Raw genomic sequence first — 18,881 nt, forward strand, 5'->3', positions numbered from 1 at the left:
GCCCGCGGAGCGGAAGCTGGGCAGCCGGGCCAGGTCGCATCGCAGCACAGCGCTGCTTCCGCTTCCGCCGAGCGCCAGGCCGTTGACCCACCAACGCGGTCGTACCTCCTGTGTGCCGCTCTCGTTCAGTCGAAGGTCCCACCCGAGGAGCGTATGGACCGAGGTCCAGGCGCCGGACTGTGCCGATCAGCACATTCGCGGCGTGCCACTGGGCGGAATACGTCCCGATCGGCAGATGGTCCGTGTGGGGCCCTGGCGGCGAGGCTGGTGGGCAGTGAGACGGCGGCCACCGGGGCCGCCGACGAAGGGAGTTCACCGTGTTCCGCGCCTCCACCGCCCGGATTGTCGGCGCTGTGCGCCGACCCCGCCGCCTCGGCGTCGCCGTGACGAGCGCCGGGCTGGCACTCGCGACGCTAACCGGAGTCACCTCGGCATCCGCTGCCGGCACCGCTGAAGCTCACGGCTCGAACCGGCCCGCGCAGTTGGCGAGCGTCACCGGCTCGGGACGCATCTTCTACGCCTTCTCCGCCGCCGACGAGATCCGATTCAGCATCGACGCCCAGGCCGCCCCCTACACCCGTCGCTTCCCCGACGTCCCCGTGCTCAAGGACGGCCTGCCCACCGATGCCCGCGGCACCGTCCGCTTCTCGCACCGCGACGCCGCCAGCGGGAACACCTACCATTCCGAGGCCGCCGTGGACTGCCTGGTGACCGGCGACCGGGTCGCCACCCTCACCGCCGTCGTCACCAGGTCGGAGGTCGGGAACGTCGGCCAGCGGATCGGACTGAGCGTCTACGACGGCGCGACCGGGGACACCCCCGGCCACAGCAAGGACCGTCTCGGCTTCTCCTGGGGTGTCGGCAACCTCGACGTGGACGCTCACGGCCAACCCGTGCAGCCGGTGGTCGGCACCTGCATGGCTCCGGCCCCGTTCGCCCCGGTCGTCGAGGGCGGTTTCACCGTCCACCACGCCGACCTGCTGACCCACCCACCGACCCACTGACCCGAAAGACCTGTGCGAACCACCGGCCCGATCCCCGACACCGGGGGTCGGGCCACTCCCGGGCACGCCCTCTCACGAGGCTGCGCGCCGGCGCCGGCCACCGCAGCACCGATGGCCGCAGCGCCGCCAGCGCACCTCCTCCCAGGTGATGTTGCAGAGCCGCCGGCGGATGGCTGCCCCGTCCCGCCGCCGATTCGTAGCGCGTCCTTCCGGGCCGGTACGGCTCCACACCGTGTTCGGTTCTCACCGCCCGTCAGATGGTCCACCTGCAAGTCGTGCTGACCGACGCCCCCACGCTCCCAACGCCAACGGCAGGCACTTCCCCACGTCCTCCAGCTGGTCGCTCTCGATCCGGAGTCGAAGCCGCGGCATCAACCGAACATGTCCGCGCATTGATCAAAGAGGGCGACGAAGCCATGCGGCGCCAATGACATCGCCTCCACAGCGCTCCTGGGCACCTAACCCGCACCGCGATCCACGCGTTGATCGACCACGAGCACGGCACCGAGCCGGCCTGGCAACGAGCTCTGAGCCGTCCCGGCACACACATCGACGAACGGGTATGCGAGAGTGAGTAGTTGGGGGTGGGGAAAGTGCGATTGGCGAAGTCGTTCTGCCATGAGGTGGCAGGCCGTGATCCGCTCAGGGCGGATGGAGTGCTCGCCGTGCTACCCGAGGTGAACGCCCGGGCGGACGTCGGGGAGCTGACACGCCTGCTGGCGGGGCTGGTCTCAGCCGCGCAGCGGGTGCAACTGCCCGACACGCCTGCCAGGTTGGCGGCGTTGCGCGACATCGGGATGCTGCTTGGATCGCTGCGCCGACACGGCGTCGAGCCACTCGCGGCCGTGCCGGCGGCCGAGTCCTTACTGCTCCGGCTGGGTGCCGAAGTCGGTAGGGTGCCGCGGGACACGGTGCTGCACTACGGGCCGTGGAACCCGGCCGGGCCACGACAGCGGATGTTCGTGGGTGCCGCGGAGGAGGCCGTGCTGATCGACTCGTTCCGGGTCAGCGCCCCTGAACTGGAACGAGCCGCACTGGTCTTGGCCGGCCTGACCGGTATCGACCCGCGGAGCTCCGAGTTCGCGGAGATGTGTGCCTCGGCCGCCGAGCCGCTCTCGGCGCTCCCCGAGGTAGCGGGGCGGGTGGCCCGCTCGGTGGATCCCGCAGCCTTCTTCGCGGCGCGCCTCCGCCCGTACATGGAGGACATCCGGGTTGTGCGTTCCAGGAGGACTTGCTCGACTACGGTCTACCGGAGTGGGGCGGCCGTCTCTACCGCAATCACGTCGGCGGCACGTCGGCGGTCACCACACTGGTACATCAACTCATCGACGCGGGCCCGGACCTGGACGACAACTTGCTCCGCTCGGCGCACGGCGTGATCGGTCTGCTGCGGACGCTGCTCGCCTTCCGCGGCCGTCACATTCGCCTGGTCCGGCAGGCGTACACCGGCGCCACTTCGTACGGTACGGGTAGCGCCGGTGCCACGCCCGAGGTCGTGCGGCTCGTCCTGGACCTCACCCGCGAGTGCGCGCAGCAGGTGAGGGGGCAGCTCACACCGCGCGGCGGCCCCAGGCGGTCACCATGAAGTTCGGCAGGTACGAGCTGTTCTCACGCCCGGTCAGCTCGATTGCGGAGTCGACCTCGGCACCGCTGATCAGACCGGTATCGACCAGTCGGGGCCGCAGACGCCGCAGGGTGAGCCCGAGGAACGGCGTGCCGCCAGGCAGGAAGGGTGCGTGCAGCTGTCCGCCGACCTCGCTCAGGCCTGCCGACGCCAGCGCGTCGGGCAGCCTGCGGCCGTATCCGGCATCCACGCCTGCCGCGCCGAAGGCGGCGTGGATCGCGCGGAACAGCCGTCCCGCCTGCTCGCCGTGGCCGGCGGGCCAGTACCGCGCGACGGCATCGGCCATGGGGCCTTCGATGTCGAAGTCCTCGACCACGAGCCAGCCGCCGGGGCGGACGGCAGCCGTCAACCGTCGCAGCGCTCCTGCCGTTCGGGTATGTGCTCCAGAACGGCGCGGGCGTGCACCAGGTCGAACCCGGTGTCCGGCAGCTGGGTGGCCATCAGGTCGTGCTGCCGGACCTCCAGGTTCGGGAGGCCGTGGCCGACCGCGAAGCGCGGGTCGAGATCAATCGCCAGCACCCGACCCTCCGCGCCGACCCGCTGTGCCAGCCAGCGGGCGACGCTGCCTGCACCGCACCCCACTTCCAGGCAGCGCCAGCCCCGGGCGACCCCCAGCGCTGTCAGGCGGTCCCTGGTCGGGCCGTCGTAGACGTCCTCCAGAGCGGTCAGGCGCGCCCTCTCGCGCTCCCATGTCTGGTCGAACACATACGTACTGTTCACTGGTGGCCCCCTCGGCACGTGTTCGGATCTCCAACGGCCATACCCCGTGGGCCGGTTCACCGTGATCGTGGTTGTCGCAGGAGCGCAGGCCGACATCGGTCAGCTCGCCGAGGAGGACTTGGAACGGCTGCTCGAGGTCAACGTGCGCACGCCGATACGAGGCTCCGGTGCCGCAGCTTTCCGCGAGGGTACCGGTGGAATCCAACTCGGTTGGCGCCAGGTGACCGATGGGCTGGCGCGCACCCGCACCCGCACCCGCACCTGCCTGCCGTCGCTCGCCCACAATCCCCCCTGCCCGCCGATCTCGTCCACCGCCATCGCGTGCGGCGCACCCCAGCGGCCGGCACCCCGGGCCGTACCGCCCACCTATGCGGGAGCCCAAGGACATGCCCGATAGTTGGTTGAAGATTCAACACGAAACGCCCGGGCCTGAGGGGCCGCCATGCATGCGAGGAGTGCCGGAACCGACGCGTTCGCGTGCCGGGCGATCTCGCGGAAGGCCTTCCAGGCGGAAGCGGGCTGACGGGTCAGGCGCTCCAGGACGATCGCAGTCGCGTCAAAATTCGTGGCGGCCTTGGCGGCCACGCGGGGACCGTGACGGTCGATCATGGCGAGCAGATGTGCCTATGCGAGACCTGGGTGCGGGGCGATCGCCTTGAGGACCTTCGCGTCACAGTCGCACGCGAGCGCATCGCGGAGCGCGTCCGGCAGGTCGCGACGCAGGGCGACTGCTGCACGTACCGCGGGGGTGTCCCCGGAATTTTCGACCCCGTCCGGCTTCCGCTCAGGCGGTTGGTGAACGCGCCGACCTTCGCGTAGACGTGGTCGGCGCGGTGCTGGGCGAGCGCCATGGAGGACACCTCCATCACCACGGCACGGGCCTGCTGGTCGCGCATGTGGGCGAGGATCCGCTGCAGGTCCACGGCCTCGGGCGTGGTCGGCGTGTTGGTCGCCATCGGCACCGGTTGGCCTGCGAGGCGGGGTCCGCCGGTGCCGATGACGTACGAGCGGCGATCCGGCTGGCCGACGCGGACGGCCTGGAGGCGGTATCGCTGCGCAAGCTCGCCGCCGCGCTGGAGGTCGTCAGTGGCAGGCCACCTTCGGGCCGTATCTGGAGCGGACCTTCGCAACGGGCCAACCAGGTCGGCGCTGGCGCCTTGCGACGACGTAACCTCACCAAAGTACGTGGAAACCGGGCGGATCGTCATGAACCGGGCGCCGAGCGACTAGGCCGACGCCCAGCCCCGGCACCGGTCGGCTCGACGGCCGCACCGACGGGCCACTGCTCGCCACCGGCAGCGGCCGGCGCTGGTCCGAGCCGGAGGACTGGAACACCCGCGGCTGCTCGCCCGCCGGGCCGGCCTGCCGCAGGCCGACGGCATCAAGCCGCAAGCGCTGCGACACGGGTTCATCACCGACGCGGTCGACCAGGGCCAGCCGCTGCACGAAGTCCAGGACGCCGCCGGACACCGCGAGCCGCGCACCACCCAGCGGTACAACTGCCGCCGCGGCTGCCTCGACGGGCATCCGGCCTACACCGTGGCGGCCGCCGTGGCCGCCCGCCTGGAGCACCGGGCCGACCAGCCGGTGGTCGCGGGAAGACCAAGACACCCACCGAGCGCGCGGCCGCCGCTCGATCGGACGGCGGCTGTGCAGGACATCGCTTCGGCCAGGGGAAGGCCAGCCGGCGATTGTGGCATGCCAACGCCTCCAGGACGTGCCACGGTTGACGTGTGACCAGCATCGCCGAAGCCATCGCCAAGCTGCCCGGCCCGCCGTTCGTGCCCGCGCGCTACCCGTACGAGTACGCCCTCGACCTCGCCCTTGATCACGACATCGTGCCAGCCGAATACGTCGAGGAAGCCCACCAACAGGCGCGCAGCGAGCTGCGATCTGGCATCAAGCGGGGCCCGGATCGGCGCGCTGTGCTGCGCCGGGCCATCGTCCGTTGGTGTCGCGCGAACGGCGAACAGCTCGAAGAGGTCTATGTGCTGATGGCCGACCGGTACCTGGAGCTTCACTCCATCGACCGGCCGATCCTCGCACTGCCGGCTGTGTGACGTTCGGCCTGTTCGGCGAGATTGGGAACCTGCTCGTCACAAGCCGAGAACTTCGGTGTTGTGCAGGGGCCCGGTGTCGGCGATGGTGAGGCCACCCGCGCCGACATCCAGCAGGCCGAGGACGCCCGCATGGCGGTTCAACTTGGCCACTACGACGGCTTCGGCAGCATCATGACCTTCCCAGTGCCCCGCCTGCCCACGACGCTGCCGGGGCCACCATGCACCTGGGCGAGGACCCGGTGCTCGGTGAGAGCCGGTCGGAAGCCGCCGTTGCCGCCTGACACGACGCTTCCGAGCACGAGTGGGCCTTTCTCGACGAGGCCGGCGCTCAGACCGACCTCACGGTCACCCGGATCGCCCAAATCGAGATCGCGAGTGCGCCTGGTCTTCGGCGTCCCCGTCGAACAGTGGAACTTCTGACTTCCGGATCCTTGCGTTCAGCCAGGGGCGGCCGTGAGGTTAGCATCGTTCGGTGGAGGACGATCGGGATTGGCCGGAGTGGCCCGAGGACGAGTACGCGCAGTACTTGCAGGGCGAACGAACCAGGTATGCCTGGGTCATGCGCACCTATGGTGCCATGACGTCGGCGCAGGCCGACGAAGTAGCCACGCAGCACTACCCCTACGAGCCGCCTGGCACGCCGTTTCGTGGGCTGGTCTTCCATGACGAGGCTTGGCATTGGGCGATGCTCGCGCTCAAGGGCGATCAGTACGTGGTGCGTCATCCTGAGCTTGTCGAACCCCCGGCAGCGTACGGAGCCCTCGAGGAGCAGGGCTGAAACTGCCGCTGGCGGTGGCGCTCGAGCCGGATCGGCGCCCTGTGGGGCCGGGTGTCAGTGGGGGAGTGCCTGGTAGAGGCCGCGGCCGGTGCGCCGTGCCTGGGATGCTTTCACGGCCCGTTCGAGGCTGGTGCGTACGGCGTTGACGTTGGCGGGAGTGGTCTCACGGCCAAGGGCCTGGGTGACCTGTGCGGCCCGGACCGGTTCCTTCACCTCGGTCAGGTACGCCAGGATGCCTGCGGACAGCCCGGGGGTGCGCTTGCGCGTCGGAACCGGCTCGGACGCGGCGGTCCTGGTCTTCTTCTGCGCGGCGCGTTCGCGTGTCTTCGTCGTCCCGGCGGTCTTCTCGGCGGCCTTGCGGCGTGTCGCGGTCCGCCGCTGCGGCTCGGCTGGGGAGGCGGCCTTCTTGCGGGCAGCGGCCCGCCTGCGCCCGGGCGCTGCCGCCGCGCCCGCGGTGTCCTGCTCGCCGGACGGCTCAGCGGACGATCGCGGGGCTTGGCCGACCGTCTCCTCGGGCAGTGGGACGGCGGACAGCGACTGCAGGGCGCGCAGCGCGTCCCGCGCCGCTTCCAGTCGACCGGTGACGGCGGCCAGTTCCGCTTTCAGCCTCTGCTGATGCCGCTCGAGTTCAGGAAGCTCAGCACGCAGGACGGCGATGGTGGACGTCACGCTGAGATGAGTGTCTGCGTTGGGTGCCAAGGGGTGCTCCTCTTGGTGTTCCGAACGCGGCCGATGGCGTGCGTCTTGGTCAGACTGTACGGGGACACGGGAAAGTTCGGCTCCGTGACGCTCGAATGCCAACCCCGGGGGTGGACGCGTTGTGGTTGACGGTCTCGGGGCTGCGGTAGAGCTGCGTCGTCATGGTGTGCCGGTGAGCGGGGACGCACTGGACGTGGGTGAGCGGGAGTTCAGGGTCGCGTGCCACGCGGTAGGGCGGCCCGGCGGAACCATGACGGCCGGCGACTGCCCTTTCCCCGGACGCCGGGCCGGATAACCCGTGGACCCCGCCACGCTCGGCAGGCGCCTTGCCGCCACGGGCATCCGCCTTCCCGGTTCTTCCAGCGAGCCCGCGTTATTCGGTAGAGCACCTTCAACTCGTTGGGCAGCATGGCGCCGAGGCGCTCTTCCACGGCGGCGATCTCCGCCTCGGTGGCGCCGATCGCGTCGGGGATCCGTTCACGGAGCGTCCGCTCCAGCAGCGCCGGATTCACCGACCCGGCCGGCGCCGCCCCGGGCGTCGGATCGGGAAGGCGGCGCCACGAATCGGGGAGCGCGTCCTCGATCAGGATGAGAGACCCCGGGCGTGGTACGACGCCGGGCTCCATGGTAGGGCCGGGAGTGAGCAGTGAGTGGGCTTTGCCGTGTCGACCGCGGGGGCGGCGGCGAGCTGAGCCGCGTTGCCGGTGGGCAGAGCGGTGCGGTCGGCGGTGCGGTGGGCCGGGGTGCGCGGGAGGAGGGCGAGGGTGAAGTCGTACGGCTTGATGGTCAGTGACTGCTTGACGGTCAGCCGGTAGTCGGCGTGGTCGATCAGCCGGTAGCGGTGAACCAGCATGGCGAGCAGCATGGTGGCCTCGTGCAGCGCGAACTGCCGCCCGATGCAGGCGCGTTCACCGGTGCCGAACGGCTTGTAGGCGTGCGGGGAGCGGGCGGCCTCGGCCTCGGGGGTGAAGCGGAAGGGGTCGAAGGACTCCGGATTGTCGCCCCAGACCGGATCGCGGTGCAGCATAGCGGGAGCAGCACGTGCACACCCACCGACCGCAGACCGGCGATGAACCCGCGGCCTGGTATCCCGCCCCCGACAGCGAACAGGCGATCTTCGCACCCGGCACGACCAGAAGCTGGATCTCGAAGCTCCGGCCGCTCCGCACGGACGTTGTAGCCGGTGCGGATCGACCGGGCCATCCGGGGGTCTGAGCCCGGGCCGGCACGGCACCAGTACTGCCCCGGGGGATCATCTGTCTGGATGCGTCACGTCCTGCAAGGGGAAGGCCATCATGCTGACGCCCAGGGGGATCGTGCCCGGCGCGTGCGGTGGCTGTGCGGCCTCGTGGAGCTCAACGGCGAGCTCGGCGAGTCGTCGTCGGACGTCCTGCCAGGTCCGGGGATCCACCCATAGCTCCGCGTCGACGGTCACGCCCTCGCTCGCCTCTAGCCGGCGACTGACACGTTCCCGGAGGGTGTGTGCCATGGTCTCGGCCAGCATCGGGGCCCCGTCGTGCTGGTCGGACAGCGGCGTGCCGCGGACGGCGCGGTAGCGGCGCTCCCTACCACCGCGACGAGTGCGCTCCTCCGCCAGCTCGACCAGGCCCACCGCGTCCAAGCGCCGCAGGTGCTGGCTGGCCAGCGCATGCGAGATGTCCAACTCGCGCGCGAGCTCGGCGGCCGACATCGGGCCTGGCCACATCAGGTTGAGCATCCGCAGTCGCAAGGGATGGGCGAGCGCGCGAAGTACTGGGTCGGTATCGGTCACGTAGGCCAGTAAACCGCAACCGACGCGGCCTGCGGCCCTACCGCCAATCAAACGCTTGGGGGTAGGGTGGGCGCGATCAAGCACACGACGAGGGGGATGCGGATGAGCTGGCGCACGCTCAAGGTCCTGCGGGATCGCAACGCGGGTCTTTATCTGGGCGGGGTGATCGTCTCGGGGTTCGGCGACTCGGCCATGTCGCTCGCCGCCGGTATCTGGGTCAAGACGCTCACTGGTTCCAGCAGCCTTGCCGCGCTCGTCGGCTTCTGCATCTGGCTACCAACCTTCGCAGGACCTGCGATCGGCACCGTGGCGGACCGGGTGCGCCGCCGTCCGCTCCTGGTCGCCACCAACCTGGTCCTGGCCGCCGTCATGACCGCGCCGATCGCCGTGCACTCCCCAGCGGATGTCTGGCTGCTGTTCGCGGTGCTGACCCTGGTGGGAGCGGGAATGGTGCTCACGGACGCGGCGGAGACCGCGCTAGTGGCCGCTGCCGTGCCAGAGGAACTGCGCGGCGACTTCAACGGCCTGGTGTACACCGCGATCGAGAGCATGAAGCTGCTCGCCCCGCTGGCCGGGGCCGGACTGTTCACCGCCTTCGGCGGGCCTGCAGTGGCAGTGTTGGATGCGGTCACCTTCGTACTGGCCGCGGTCGCCTTCCGGTTCATCCGAGTACAGGAGGCCCCGCCCGCCACCCGTGAAAGGCGGGCATGGACCACAGAGGGCGCTGAAGGCGCCCGCTACCTGTGGCGGCACCCGGTTCTGCGTCCACTGGTCGTCACCGGCGGGACGGCCATGGTGCTCTCCAGCCTGAGCAGTACGGCCACATTCGCCATGCTCGATACCGGGCTTCACCAGTCTCCGGCGTACGCAGGCGTACTGACTTCGCTTCAGGGGATCGGGTCAGTCGTCAGCGGGCTGACAGCCGGTGCGTTGATGCGCCGGATGTCCGAGCGTGCCTTCTCTGCGATCGGACTCTCGCTCTTCGCTCTCGGCGTGCTCGCTCGGGCGACTCCCTGGCTGCCGGTCGTGCTCGGCGGCAGCCTGGCCATCGGGCTGGGCCTGCCCTGCGCACTCATTGCAGCTATGACCGCCGTGCAGCGGGAGACTCCGAGTGAACTGCTCGGCCGGGTCGCCGCTACGGCCAACACCCTGATGTTCGCGCCCACCGGGCTCGCCCTGCTCATCGGCACCGCGATGGTGGCTGGCCTCGACTACCGGGTGCAGCTTCTCACCGCCGGGGCCATGGGCCTGACCTGGGCCGCCGTGCTCACTGTGGCCGGCCGTGCGGCGCGGCCCACAGCACCGGACAGCGCGCAGCCGATGCCCGAGGCTCAGCAGATGGACATCGCCCAGTAGGAGGAACAGCGTTACAGGGATCCATGGCCCCGGCCAGGACGGCGGCAGTCAACTCTCCGACCCCTGGCTCGCGGCCCACTGGAGCACCGGGACGGACTCGGCGGCGGCGTGGCCCGAGGCGAGCGGTTCAGTGGGGATCTCGCGCATGGTCCGCAGCGGGGGAGGAGGACCGGAACCACGGCGAAGAGCTCGCCCATGCCGCAGATCCACATGGCCGGGCGGGGGCCGAGAGTCTGGTAGAGCAGGCCGCCGGCGCACTCGATGCCGAGCGCCTCGGTGACGCAGTCGGCGAGCTCCCGCAGCCCGCCTCCACCCTCGCCGCGCAAAGCCCTCGGGTCGCGCGCGTGGTCGGTCCACTCGCCGGGGCGTCGTGGGCGGGCCCGACTTTGATGGTGCTGATCATGTCGTCCGGGAAGGGTCCAGTGCGCGGTTGACCAGCTCGTTGGCTGAGCGCAGCGGGGAGAAGTGGAACGCTGCGGTGTCGAGGTGGCTCACGCCGAGCTCGACGGCCCGGCGCAGTACGGCGATCGCTTGGTCGCGGTCGCGCGGGACGGGGTTCGGGACGAGGGCCGGCTGGTCTGCGGCAGGCGCATCGCGCCGAAGCCGTTCCGTTTGACGGCGAGGTCGCCCAGCCGCCAAGTGCCCGATGTCGCCGCGCTGATGGAGCCCGAGGTGGTCATGGCGTCGTGATCATCACGTGGCGGCCGGGATCGCAACCGGCCTTGCGCGGTCAGCGTGCGCGGCCGGTCGGGGTGGCCTCGGCCCCGGCCCCTGCGGCGAGGGTGGCCCGGATCGCTGGGGTCAGGGCGGCCACTACCTGGTCGGTGGTCATGGCCACCACCGCGGGCAGCCGCAGCAGGTACCGGCTCAGCGCGAGCCCGAGCAGCTGGCTGGTCACCACGCCGCCGACCAGCCGGGCCGTGCCGTGTCCGACCGCCGTGGCCAGCGCCGGCGCGACCTGGGTGGCGAAGATCTGGTGCATCCGCTCGGCCGCGCCCTCATTGGTGACGGCCGAGCGCAGCAGCACCAGCAGGGCGTCGTCGGACGGGTCGCCCTCCCAGCGGTCCAGGAAGTGCCGGACCATCACCTCGGCCAGCTCCTCCGGTTCGACCTGGCTCAGGTCCGGCAGTCGGAGATCGATGGTCAGTGCGGCGTCGAAGAGCCGCTCCTTGTTGCCGAAGTAGCGCATCACCATCGAGGGGTCGATCCCGGCGTCTGCGGCTACCGCGCGGATGGTGGTGCGCTCGTACCCGTGCGCGGCGAAGCGCTCCCGGGCGGCGTGCAAGATCGCGGCCCGGGTGACCTCGGCGGAGCGTCGTCCGCCCGGCTCACTGTTCGTCATGCCAACAACTGTAGGCCAACACCTGTTGACACTCCACCGGCGCCGCTTCACCATAGTCAACAAGTGTTGGCCAACAAGCGTTGGCATCATCGAAGGGGGCACCATGACCGCCATCGCACTTCCCGAGCGCACCCACGTCGCCATCGTCGGCGCCGGCCCGACGGGCCTCGCGCTGTCCGTCACGCTGGCCCGAGCGGGCGTCGACTTCGTCCTGCTCGACCGCCTGGCCGAGGTTGCCGACACCTCCCGCGCCGCCGTGGTTCACGCCCGCACCCTGGAGGTCCTCGATGAGCTCGGTGCGGTGGACGCACTGCTTGCCCGCGGCCTGAAGCTGGACCGCTTCGCCGTCCGTGACGGCGCCCGCCGGCTCTTCGAGGTCCGCTTCGGCGGCCTGCCGACCCGCTACCCGTACACCCTGCTCGCCCCGCAGTACGAGACCGAGGACGTCCTGCTGGCCCGGCTGCGCGAGCTCGGCGGCGAGGTCCACCGCCCGTACCAGGTCGCGTCGGTGACGCAGGACGCGGACGGCGTCACGTTGACCACGGCCACCGGCGAGCGGCTGCGCGCCGCGTACGCGGTCGGTGCCGACGGCATGCACAGCGCCGTCCGGGAGGCGTCCGGGATCGGCTTCACCGGCGGGACGTACGCGCAGTCCTTCGTGCTCGCCGACGTCCGGATGGACTGGGCCCCCGGCCCGGAGGAGGTCTCACTTACCTTCGGCACCGCCGGGCTCTTCGTCGTCGCACCGCTGCCCGGCGAGCGCTACCGGGTGGTCGCCACCGTCGACGAGGCCCCGGCCGAGCCCGAACTCGCCTTCGTCCAGCGGCTGCTCGACGAGCGGGCGCCCGGTCAGGCCCGGGTGCGCGAGGTGGTCTGGTCCTCGCGGTTCCGGGTACATCACCGCGTCGCCGACCGCTACCGGGCCGACCGGATCTTCCTGGCCGGGGACGCCGCCCACGTGCACAGCCCGGCCGGCGGCCAGGGCATGAACACCGGCATCCAGGACGGCTACGCCCTCGGCCGCGCCATCGCCACTGGCGACCTGGACGGCTACGAGTCCCGCCGCCGCCCGGTCGCGCGCCGCGTCGTCGCCTTCACCGACCGAATGACCCGCGTCGCCACCGCCCAGGGCCCCGTCCGGACCCTGCGCAACGCCGTCCTGCCACTGGTCGGCCGCATCCCCGCCTTCCGCCACCGCCTTGGCGCCGAACTGGCCGGGCTCGACTACCGGTGAGCGACCTGCGCGAGCCGGTCAACTGCCGCCTGGCTCGGCAGGCCACCCCCAGCCCCGCCCCGGCGGCCGCGCCCAACATCCCGAAGCCGGTGGTCGATGTGGGTGTGGACCCGGATCCGGCGTGAACTGCTCAACTCGGCAACCGCGTCGGCGTATCCATCATCCAGAGAATCCTCAAACGCCGACGAGTAGGGCCGTAGGCCAGCACCTACGGCCGAGTCCTGGAACCCTACAGGGTCGGCGATCCCCGCATGGCAGGGCGAACCCTCCTGTGCCGTACGGCGGTTGGCGCACTGATGCGCTGCGGCCACGATGGCGTTCCCCCCTCCGGGGTGAGGCGGTCGGGGGCGTCGGTACAGGGCCCCGGGCTCGTCGAAAACACCATTGCACATGTCACATGCCTGGCGCGAGCGCGAGGTTGTGGAGTTCTTCGAAAGACGGGGTGCAAGGCCGTGAAGTCCTCCGGAATCGAGTGTCGGACCCCCGCCGATCGACCGGGAAAGCCTCTGCCGATCGACGGGGAATGGGGCTCCGGGATCTAACTGACAACATGTCGCACAAGACGGTGGAAAGCAGCGGCGGGGGTCCGGAATCGGGCCGCTGTCCCACTGGTCGCCCGGCTGGGATCGGCCTCGAGCCGGGTGGTGCTCACACGTGGAAACTCGGCTCATTGCTCGCCGTGCCGCTCCTCCGGCATGTGCGGTGACGGCCCACCCGCCTGCCTCGGGTCGGGCCGCAGTCGGGCACCGTTGGGTCCGGTCTGCACGCGTGAAAGCCGCCCGCTGGCCAGTGAAGTACGTATGCAAATGCCCCGGGTGGTGCAAGTGGAAGCGGCTGTTCGGTCGCATGGAAAGCAGGTCGTCCGTGGTGCGCCCGACGAGCGTCGGTCGAGGTCAGGGGCGCCAGCGCGACGACAGAAGGTCACTCGATGCAGCCGGTCGGTCACCGAGCGCACGAGGCGGATTTCGTTATTCCTGACGCTTGACCAAACACCTTGGCAGGTCACTAACATGATCCGCCATCAGGCCGAGAGAGCGGATTTCGATGCACCTCGCGGCCTGCACGACTCGGGGTCGCCGTCGGGCGGTCCCGCCATCACAGGCGTCGGGCCAGTGCCTCGCCATGCCGCTTTCGGGGGATTGCTGTGAGGAAACCGTATACGGACTGATGTCATGGCCACTTCGGCCATGACCAGAACCATGTTCCGGAACCGCCTTGCCATGTCGCCGGATTGAAATGACGTCGGATAGGTGCCGTCCGAACTGACCTTCATCGGACGGGATTTCCCCGCCTCCCATGAGTTTCCCCTGAACAAACCACTTGGCAGCACTGCGAACGGCTTCCCGCCGCGTCGGTCCGTCACGCCTGTCCTCAGAGAAGGAATTGCTGCATGCACGCTTCTCCCCCCTCCCGTTGGCGGAGGGCATTCACCGCAGTCGCCACCGGCCTGGTAACCGCCGGTGCCCTGGTCGGCACCGCCGGCCCGGCCTTCGCGAACTCCACCGGCACGGTGACCGCCGGTCAGGGCAACTACTCGTACATCAACGAGCGCAGTGCGCCGCACGTGTCCTCGTCCGTCGTGGGACAGGCGAAGATCGGCAGCACAGTGAACATGCAATGCCGGACCCAGGGCGACACCGTCGAGAACAATGCGCGCTGGATCTGGTCCGGCTCGTTCTACATCGCCGACGCCTTCATCGCGCAGAACACCGACAGCCTGCCCGCCTGTGGTGGTGCGGTCACCCTCAACATCTCCATGCAGAAGCAGGTCCAGGACGAATGGTGCTGGGACGCCTCCGGGCTGACCCTCGCCAACTACTGGGGCTACACCCAGTACAGCCAGTACGACTTCTGCCGACTCGCGCACCAGTACAGCGGCGTCAGCTGCAACGACCAGCCCGCCACGCTCGACGACATGGCGGGCGCGCTGTGGGAGATGGGCTTCGCCAGCACCGGCTACGACCTCTACCGCAGCGCCACCTTCGCCGAGACCGCCAACGAGATATCCGGCAACCGGCCGTTCGCGGTGCGGATCGGCTGGGCGGCCGGCGGCGGGCACATGAACGTGATCTACGGCTACGACCCGTCCTCCAGCATGATCGCCGTCGGCGACCCGTGGCCGTCCACCCAGACGTACACCTGGTGGAACTACGGCAGTTACGCCAGCAACAGCTCGTTCGCCTGGACCCACTCCCGGCTCGGGATCCACAACTGAGGAAGGCTCGTCCCACATGCGAAACCACCACCGCACCGGTCGGCGGGCAGCCCGCCTGGCCTCGCTCGCCGTGGGCGCTACGGCGTTGCTGACCGCCGTCTGCCCGCAGGCCCTGGCCGATGACCGGCCGGGCATCCCGGACCTGTCGGGCGCGCAGCAGGTCCTGGCCTCCGACCAGGTCCACAGCACCGTCTCCCGCTTCCTCGGCACGGTCACCGCGGCCGGCAACGGCGTCCCGGCCATGCCGGCAGCCGGCGTGGCCGCGGACAGCAGCCAACCGTTCAGCATGGACAGCCCCGTGGCGCTGTACGAACTGTCGCCGGACTTCGTCAAAGGCACCAAGCCCGCGACGGTCGGCAACGCCGTGCGCCTGTCCTTCCTGGCTGCACCGGTGACCGGCAAGGAGGGCCACCGCGCCGACGTCCTGCTCAGCCACGGCGCCAACTCCTGGCAATTGGCCGGGATCCGCGACGGCGACGAGGACGCCCGCTACGCCAGGAAGGCCACCCAGGGCAGCACGGTCTTCAGCGAGCCGCAGATCCACGCCTGGTACGCGCTCGCGGGCAGCAAGGTCCAGCCGCTGAACCACGAGGCGCAGGACGGGCTCGGCGGCCGCGGCAGTGTGTCGCTGACCGACTACCAGAAGCTCGTCCATCAGCGCTACGCCGACAAGACGCCTGGCTCCTCGTACGACCGCAACGGCCTGGCCGGCGGCTACGGTCTGGCCGCCGCCGCACCGGCCCGTCCGTCCCGGCAGTCGACCACGGTGCTCGCGGCCGCCGGCGCCGCACTGGCCCCCGCCGCCGCTGTCGTGCTCCTGCGCCGACGTCGCTCGCGCACGGCCCGCCAGGCGTAGGGCCGCACGTCGCCGACGCCTCGGACGGCGACGGTCGCGATCGCGCGGCTGCCGCCGAGCGGCTCCCCGGATCGACCCACCGCGTCCCGAACGGCGGAACCGGGACGGGACTCGGGGAGCCGCTCACCGGCCTACGCGGCGGCGTTGCCGTGATCATCAGCACGGTGAGCGTGCCGATGCCGGGCAGCTCCATGAGCGCGATGGCGCGGTGGTCGCCGCGGGCGCGGGCGGCGAGCTGCTTGACGTGCTGCTCGTGGAAGACCACGAAGTGGTAGCCGAGGGACGGGCAGTTGCGCTGTACTCGCACGCGTAGTCTGGTGGGGTCATCTCAATGGTGGTGTGCCTCGGTAAAGTCACCGGGTGACCAAGACATCTGACGCATCGATAGAAGCAGCGTGTGCTGTCGAGGAGTTCCTGCGTACCTTCCATGACCGGAGCCCGGGTCTCCAGTCGGTAGGAGTCGCGACCAGCCCGACGCCGGATGGGCGTACCAGCTACCAGGTCTTGGCCGACCGGGTCGCGGGGGCCCGGCGGGTCCTGGACCTGGGCTGCGCGGACGGCGCCCTGCTGGAGGTCCTCGCCGAGCGTGGTACGCAGACTCTCGCAGGCGTCGATCTGTCGGAGGGGGAGCTCGCCCTGGCTCGCAGGCGCCCTGCCCTGGCCGGTGCCGACCTGCGCTTGGGCCGCGCGCAACAGCTGTCCTTCCCGGAAGGTTCGTTCGACGCGGTCGTGTCGCATATGGCACTGATGCTGATGTCCGATGTGGAGCAGGTCGCTGCCGAGGCGGCGCGGGTGCTGGCGCCGGGCGGCCTGTTGGTCGTGGCCATTGGTGGTGGCGCTGTCGCGGGTGAGGCGATGGAGCTGTTCCTGTCGCTGGCCCGGCCTTTTTTCGAGGCCGTCCCCGCTGAGCGGCGCGTTCCGCGGATGGGTGACCGCAGGACCCGCCGACGTGAGGGGCTGGACGAGATCCTGTCGCCGGCGGGGTTCGATCCGATCTCCTGGGAGTCGGTCGTCATCGATATGAGCGGGACCGCCGAGGAGGTGTGGGCGTCCAACGTCGAGGTCTTCTACGACATGGCGGCTCTGGACGACGATCAGACCGCACAGCTCCGTGAAGCGTTCATGGAGCAGTCGAAAGCCCTGGTTCAGCCCGACGGGCGCCTCCCCAGCAGAATGCGGATCAACATCGCCACCACTCGGCGGCCATAGCGGGTGCACGACGGCCTGCGGCCTGTGGGCAGGGAAGTTCGACAGTGACCGATCTCGCCTTGACCGGCCCCGGTGCCACGCGGCATCGGGGCTTTGGCATTACGCAGTTGGATGCGTGGCCGTCTGGTGGCGTTATCGAGCCGAAACGGCTATGGCGGGCGCCGAGGGAGTCAGCGGCGACCGAGTCCACGGGGACGTCGACCGGGCGACCGGCCTCGATCGCGGCGTTCAGCGCGCGGCAGTGGGCAGGTATGGGAACAGGCGGCGGAAGCCCCGGTTCGCGCGCCGTAGCCAACGCCGCTCCGAGGCGTAGCCGAGCGGCGCCGACAACACTGCGAGGGTGACCAGCCCGGCGTCACTGAGCTTGGGCGCGATCCCGACCGCCGGGTGCCACGGAGCCGGATGCGGCGGAGCCTTCAGCTGGTCGTCGGTCCTGACGTGGAGTGCCGTTTTGCGAGGGTGTCCAATTCTGTCTTCACACACCGACGTTGGACGTCCTCGCGCCATGTCCGCAGGCGATCCCTTAGGGGGAGAGGTGCCACCACTGGTCGTGGTACTCCTCGCCGCAGGACGTCTGCGCTGCGGGCCGGGCTGCCTCGCTGCCCTGCACCACCAGGCACTTGGCGTTGCCGGTGCTGCGAAGCATGAAGTGCCCAGCCCGGTCGCCGGCTCCCCACAGCAGTTCCCAGTACTGCCCGTCGGCCCGGGCGGTGCAGACGAGTTGGCGGGTGGGGGCGAGGTTTTCCGGGCCGGCTACGGCCAGGCATCGGCCGCTGTACGCGTTGCGTAGGGTGCGGGTGGCGGCGTTCTGTGGGGTCAGCGTCCAGGTCTGGTCGGCGTCGCCGGTGCAGGTGTCCTGCACCGGAACGAGGCCGTCCCCGGTGCTGGGCACCCGCAGGCACAGCCCGCTGCCGTCGTTGACCAGCCGTCCGGTGGGCACCGACGGATCCGCCCCGGCCGTGCTGGGCGGCGCTGTGCCCGGGGGCGATGCAGCGTCCGTGACCGGGTTCCCAGCGATGGGGCCGGCGGCCCCGGTGCCTGGGGCGCTGCCCACCCGGACGGCGATCACGGTGGCCACGCACACCAGGGCGACCGCGCAGGCAGAGAGGATGCCTGTGCGGTGCTCGTGGAAGTTGACCTGGAGGTTTCCGCTGCCGCGCTGCACCCCGGCCGGGCCGTGGAAGGTGTCCCCGCGGGGGCCGTCATCGCGCCGACCGTCACCCCCGGCGGGCGCGGTCCCGGTCACGGGCGGGAGCCGAACCGGTTCACTTGGACGTTGCCGTCGCCGGACTGGACTGCCGCTGGGCCGAGGAATACGTTCCGCGTGACGCCCCCGGCGGCCGAGCGTGACGCCTCTGCGACGTCGTCGAGCAGTGCCCGGAGCTCCGCCGCTAGCGCGGCCCGCTCGTCCGGTTCCAGTTGCTCCAGAAGGTCCTCGGTGCGGGTCCGCCAGGCCGTGCCGTGCCTGGTGCGCTCCTCGCCCTCGGCGTCCTCTGGCCCGGCCGCCGCCAGTTCGGCCGCGGTCCGGTCCAGCCGTTCCAACTGGGTGGTCTCCTGCTGCCGGTCCGCGCGGCCCAGCAGCCGGGCCAGCCGGTTCCTGAACGCTAGCCAGGCGTCCGTCCCGGCGGCCTGTACGACGCCCGAACCTACCGACGCGGCCAGCGCGACCATCGCCTCGTCCAGCACAACGTTCCCCCCTCGCCGTCCCCGGGCAGTGCCACAACGGTAGCCTTGCCAGTCTCGGCGCGACAGCCGTACGGGCAAGGTGTACCGGGATTCCCGAGCGAGGCTGGGATCCGCGCGCCGTGGCATGCCGGACGCAGCGCAGGGGTGCACCGGCCTTCCCGCCGACGAACGGCTTACCTCTTGTGGCAGCAGCCACTCGGCTGACCAGCAGCCTGGCCTGAACTCCGTGACACTCAGAAGCCGTTGTCTTTCCGAACGTGATCGTTGAGTTTCCGCTGTTCAGGCATGGTGTCGGCGTTTTCGAGGCAGGGTGGAGCCGTCGGGTTG

General features: G+C 70.5%; 20 protein-coding genes and 4 pseudogenes. 13 read left to right on the forward strand and 11 right to left on the reverse strand.

The window, feature by feature from the left end:
• Window positions 1–317: 317 nt before the first annotated feature.
• From ACZ5ON_RS32815 to ACZ5ON_RS32825, 3 genes and pseudogenes are all read left to right on the forward strand, one after another.
• On the forward strand, window positions 318–1,004 hold the full coding sequence (locus tag ACZ5ON_RS32815; RefSeq protein ID WP_465600343.1) for a hypothetical protein: 687 nt from the start codon (window positions 318–320) through the stop codon (window positions 1,002–1,004).
• A 746-nt stretch (window positions 1,005–1,750) separates the two neighbouring features.
• Window positions 1,751–2,212 (forward strand): annotated as a pseudogene (locus ACZ5ON_RS32820) (monodechloroaminopyrrolnitrin synthase PrnB family protein); the annotation flags it as partial.
• Window positions 2,213–2,235: 23 nt separating this feature from the next.
• Window positions 2,236–2,589 carry a hypothetical protein gene (locus ACZ5ON_RS32825; protein ID WP_465600393.1) on the forward strand — a complete coding sequence of 118 codons (354 nt, stop codon included), beginning with the start codon at window positions 2,236–2,238 and terminating at the stop codon, window positions 2,587–2,589.
• Here ACZ5ON_RS32825 and ACZ5ON_RS32830 read toward each other — a convergent pair.
• The 3 genes from ACZ5ON_RS32830 to ACZ5ON_RS32840 form a co-directional block, all read right to left on the reverse strand.
• Window positions 2,555–2,977, reverse strand: coding sequence for a hypothetical protein (locus ACZ5ON_RS32830; RefSeq protein ID WP_465600345.1), 423 nt, complete (start codon window positions 2,975–2,977; stop codon window positions 2,555–2,557). The genes ACZ5ON_RS32825 and ACZ5ON_RS32830 overlap by 35 nt on opposite strands.
• Window positions 2,974–3,333, reverse strand: a complete 360-nt coding sequence (locus ACZ5ON_RS32835; RefSeq protein ID WP_465600348.1) for a class I SAM-dependent methyltransferase — start codon at window positions 3,331–3,333, stop codon at window positions 2,974–2,976. The genes ACZ5ON_RS32830 and ACZ5ON_RS32835 overlap by 4 nt, the downstream gene beginning before the upstream one ends.
• A gap of 620 nt (window positions 3,334–3,953) precedes the next feature.
• Window positions 3,954–4,556: a Mur ligase family protein gene (locus ACZ5ON_RS32840; protein WP_465600351.1), complete on the reverse strand. Its 603-nt coding sequence runs from the start codon at window positions 4,554–4,556 to the stop codon at window positions 3,954–3,956.
• A 187-nt stretch (window positions 4,557–4,743) separates the two neighbouring features.
• Between ACZ5ON_RS32840 and ACZ5ON_RS32845 the strand changes: the two genes are divergently transcribed.
• From ACZ5ON_RS32845 to ACZ5ON_RS32855, 3 genes are all read left to right on the forward strand, one after another.
• A complete protein-coding gene (locus ACZ5ON_RS32845; protein WP_465600391.1) occupies window positions 4,744–5,085 on the forward strand; it encodes a site-specific integrase in 342 nt (113 codons plus the stop codon).
• Entirely contained in the window at window positions 5,082–5,408 is a 327-nt protein-coding gene (locus tag ACZ5ON_RS32850; protein WP_465600353.1) for a hypothetical protein, read from the forward strand. The genes ACZ5ON_RS32845 and ACZ5ON_RS32850 overlap by 4 nt, the downstream gene beginning before the upstream one ends.
• Window positions 5,409–5,880: 472 nt before the next feature.
• The gene (locus ACZ5ON_RS32855; protein ID WP_465600356.1) at window positions 5,881–6,186 is read left to right on the forward strand and encodes a hypothetical protein; all 306 of its coding nucleotides are present in this window, start codon (window positions 5,881–5,883) and stop codon (window positions 6,184–6,186) included.
• A gap of 54 nt (window positions 6,187–6,240) precedes the next feature.
• On the opposite strand, the gene ACZ5ON_RS32860 is transcribed toward ACZ5ON_RS32855, so the two are convergent.
• From ACZ5ON_RS32860 to ACZ5ON_RS32875, 4 genes and pseudogenes are all read right to left on the reverse strand, one after another.
• Window positions 6,241–6,885 (reverse strand): hypothetical protein, encoded by a 645-nt coding sequence (locus tag ACZ5ON_RS32860; protein WP_465600359.1) that lies wholly within the window; start codon window positions 6,883–6,885, stop codon window positions 6,241–6,243.
• Window positions 6,886–7,238: 353 nt separating this feature from the next.
• Window positions 7,239–7,532, reverse strand: a pseudogene (locus ACZ5ON_RS32865) (SMI1/KNR4 family protein); the annotation flags it as partial.
• A 2-nt stretch (window positions 7,533–7,534) separates the two neighbouring features.
• A pseudogene (locus tag ACZ5ON_RS32870) lies at window positions 7,535–7,912 on the reverse strand (cytochrome P450); the annotation flags it as partial.
• Window positions 7,913–8,137: 225 nt separating this feature from the next.
• On the reverse strand, window positions 8,138–8,656 hold the full coding sequence (locus ACZ5ON_RS32875) for an ArsR/SmtB family transcription factor (RefSeq protein ID WP_465600362.1): 519 nt from the start codon (window positions 8,654–8,656) through the stop codon (window positions 8,138–8,140).
• A 102-nt stretch (window positions 8,657–8,758) separates the two neighbouring features.
• Here ACZ5ON_RS32875 and ACZ5ON_RS32880 point away from each other — a divergent pair, with 102 nt between their 5' ends.
• Window positions 8,759–10,012, forward strand: a complete 1,254-nt coding sequence (locus ACZ5ON_RS32880; RefSeq protein WP_465600365.1) for an MFS transporter — start codon at window positions 8,759–8,761, stop codon at window positions 10,010–10,012.
• Window positions 10,013–10,498: 486 nt separating this feature from the next.
• Window positions 10,499–10,702, forward strand: coding sequence for a hypothetical protein (locus ACZ5ON_RS32885; RefSeq protein WP_465600368.1), 204 nt, complete (start codon window positions 10,499–10,501; stop codon window positions 10,700–10,702).
• A gap of 40 nt (window positions 10,703–10,742) precedes the next feature.
• On the opposite strand, the gene ACZ5ON_RS32890 is transcribed toward ACZ5ON_RS32885, so the two are convergent.
• A complete protein-coding gene (locus ACZ5ON_RS32890; RefSeq protein ID WP_465600370.1) occupies window positions 10,743–11,354 on the reverse strand; it encodes a TetR/AcrR family transcriptional regulator in 612 nt (203 codons plus the stop codon).
• Window positions 11,355–11,457: 103 nt separating this feature from the next.
• Here ACZ5ON_RS32890 and ACZ5ON_RS32895 point away from each other — a divergent pair, with 103 nt between their 5' ends.
• The 5 genes from ACZ5ON_RS32895 to ACZ5ON_RS32915 all read left to right on the forward strand — a co-directional run bounded on the left by ACZ5ON_RS32895 (window position 11,458) and on the right by ACZ5ON_RS32915 (window position 16,868).
• Entirely contained in the window at window positions 11,458–12,588 is a 1,131-nt protein-coding gene (locus tag ACZ5ON_RS32895) for an FAD-dependent monooxygenase (RefSeq protein WP_465600372.1), read from the forward strand.
• Window positions 12,585–12,713, forward strand: coding sequence for a hypothetical protein (locus ACZ5ON_RS32900; RefSeq protein WP_465600375.1), 129 nt, complete (start codon window positions 12,585–12,587; stop codon window positions 12,711–12,713). Before ACZ5ON_RS32895 ends, ACZ5ON_RS32900 begins: the two co-directional genes overlap by 4 nt.
• A gap of 1,265 nt (window positions 12,714–13,978) precedes the next feature.
• Window positions 13,979–14,803 (forward strand): papain-like cysteine protease family protein, encoded by an 825-nt coding sequence (locus ACZ5ON_RS32905; RefSeq protein WP_465600378.1) that lies wholly within the window; start codon window positions 13,979–13,981, stop codon window positions 14,801–14,803.
• 16 nt (window positions 14,804–14,819) lie between these two features.
• Entirely contained in the window at window positions 14,820–15,659 is an 840-nt protein-coding gene (locus ACZ5ON_RS32910; protein WP_465600380.1) for a hypothetical protein, read from the forward strand.
• Window positions 15,660–16,019: 360 nt separating this feature from the next.
• A complete protein-coding gene (locus tag ACZ5ON_RS32915) occupies window positions 16,020–16,868 on the forward strand; it encodes a class I SAM-dependent methyltransferase (RefSeq protein WP_465600383.1) in 849 nt (282 codons plus the stop codon).
• Between the two features lie 243 nt (window positions 16,869–17,111).
• Here the strand turns inward: ACZ5ON_RS32915 and ACZ5ON_RS32920 are convergent.
• The 3 genes and pseudogenes from ACZ5ON_RS32920 to ACZ5ON_RS32930 all read right to left on the reverse strand — a co-directional run.
• A pseudogene (locus ACZ5ON_RS32920) lies at window positions 17,112–17,347 on the reverse strand (IS982 family transposase); the annotation flags it as partial.
• Window positions 17,348–17,391: 44 nt separating this feature from the next.
• Entirely contained in the window at window positions 17,392–18,114 is a 723-nt protein-coding gene (locus ACZ5ON_RS32925) for an RICIN domain-containing protein (protein ID WP_465600385.1), read from the reverse strand.
• A complete protein-coding gene (locus ACZ5ON_RS32930) occupies window positions 18,111–18,554 on the reverse strand; it encodes a hypothetical protein (RefSeq protein ID WP_465600388.1) in 444 nt (147 codons plus the stop codon). Before ACZ5ON_RS32930 ends, ACZ5ON_RS32925 begins: the two co-directional genes overlap by 4 nt.
• Window positions 18,555–18,881: the final 327 nt, after the last annotated feature.

It is taken from the genome of Kitasatospora sp. NPDC032150 (assembly GCF_055579945.1).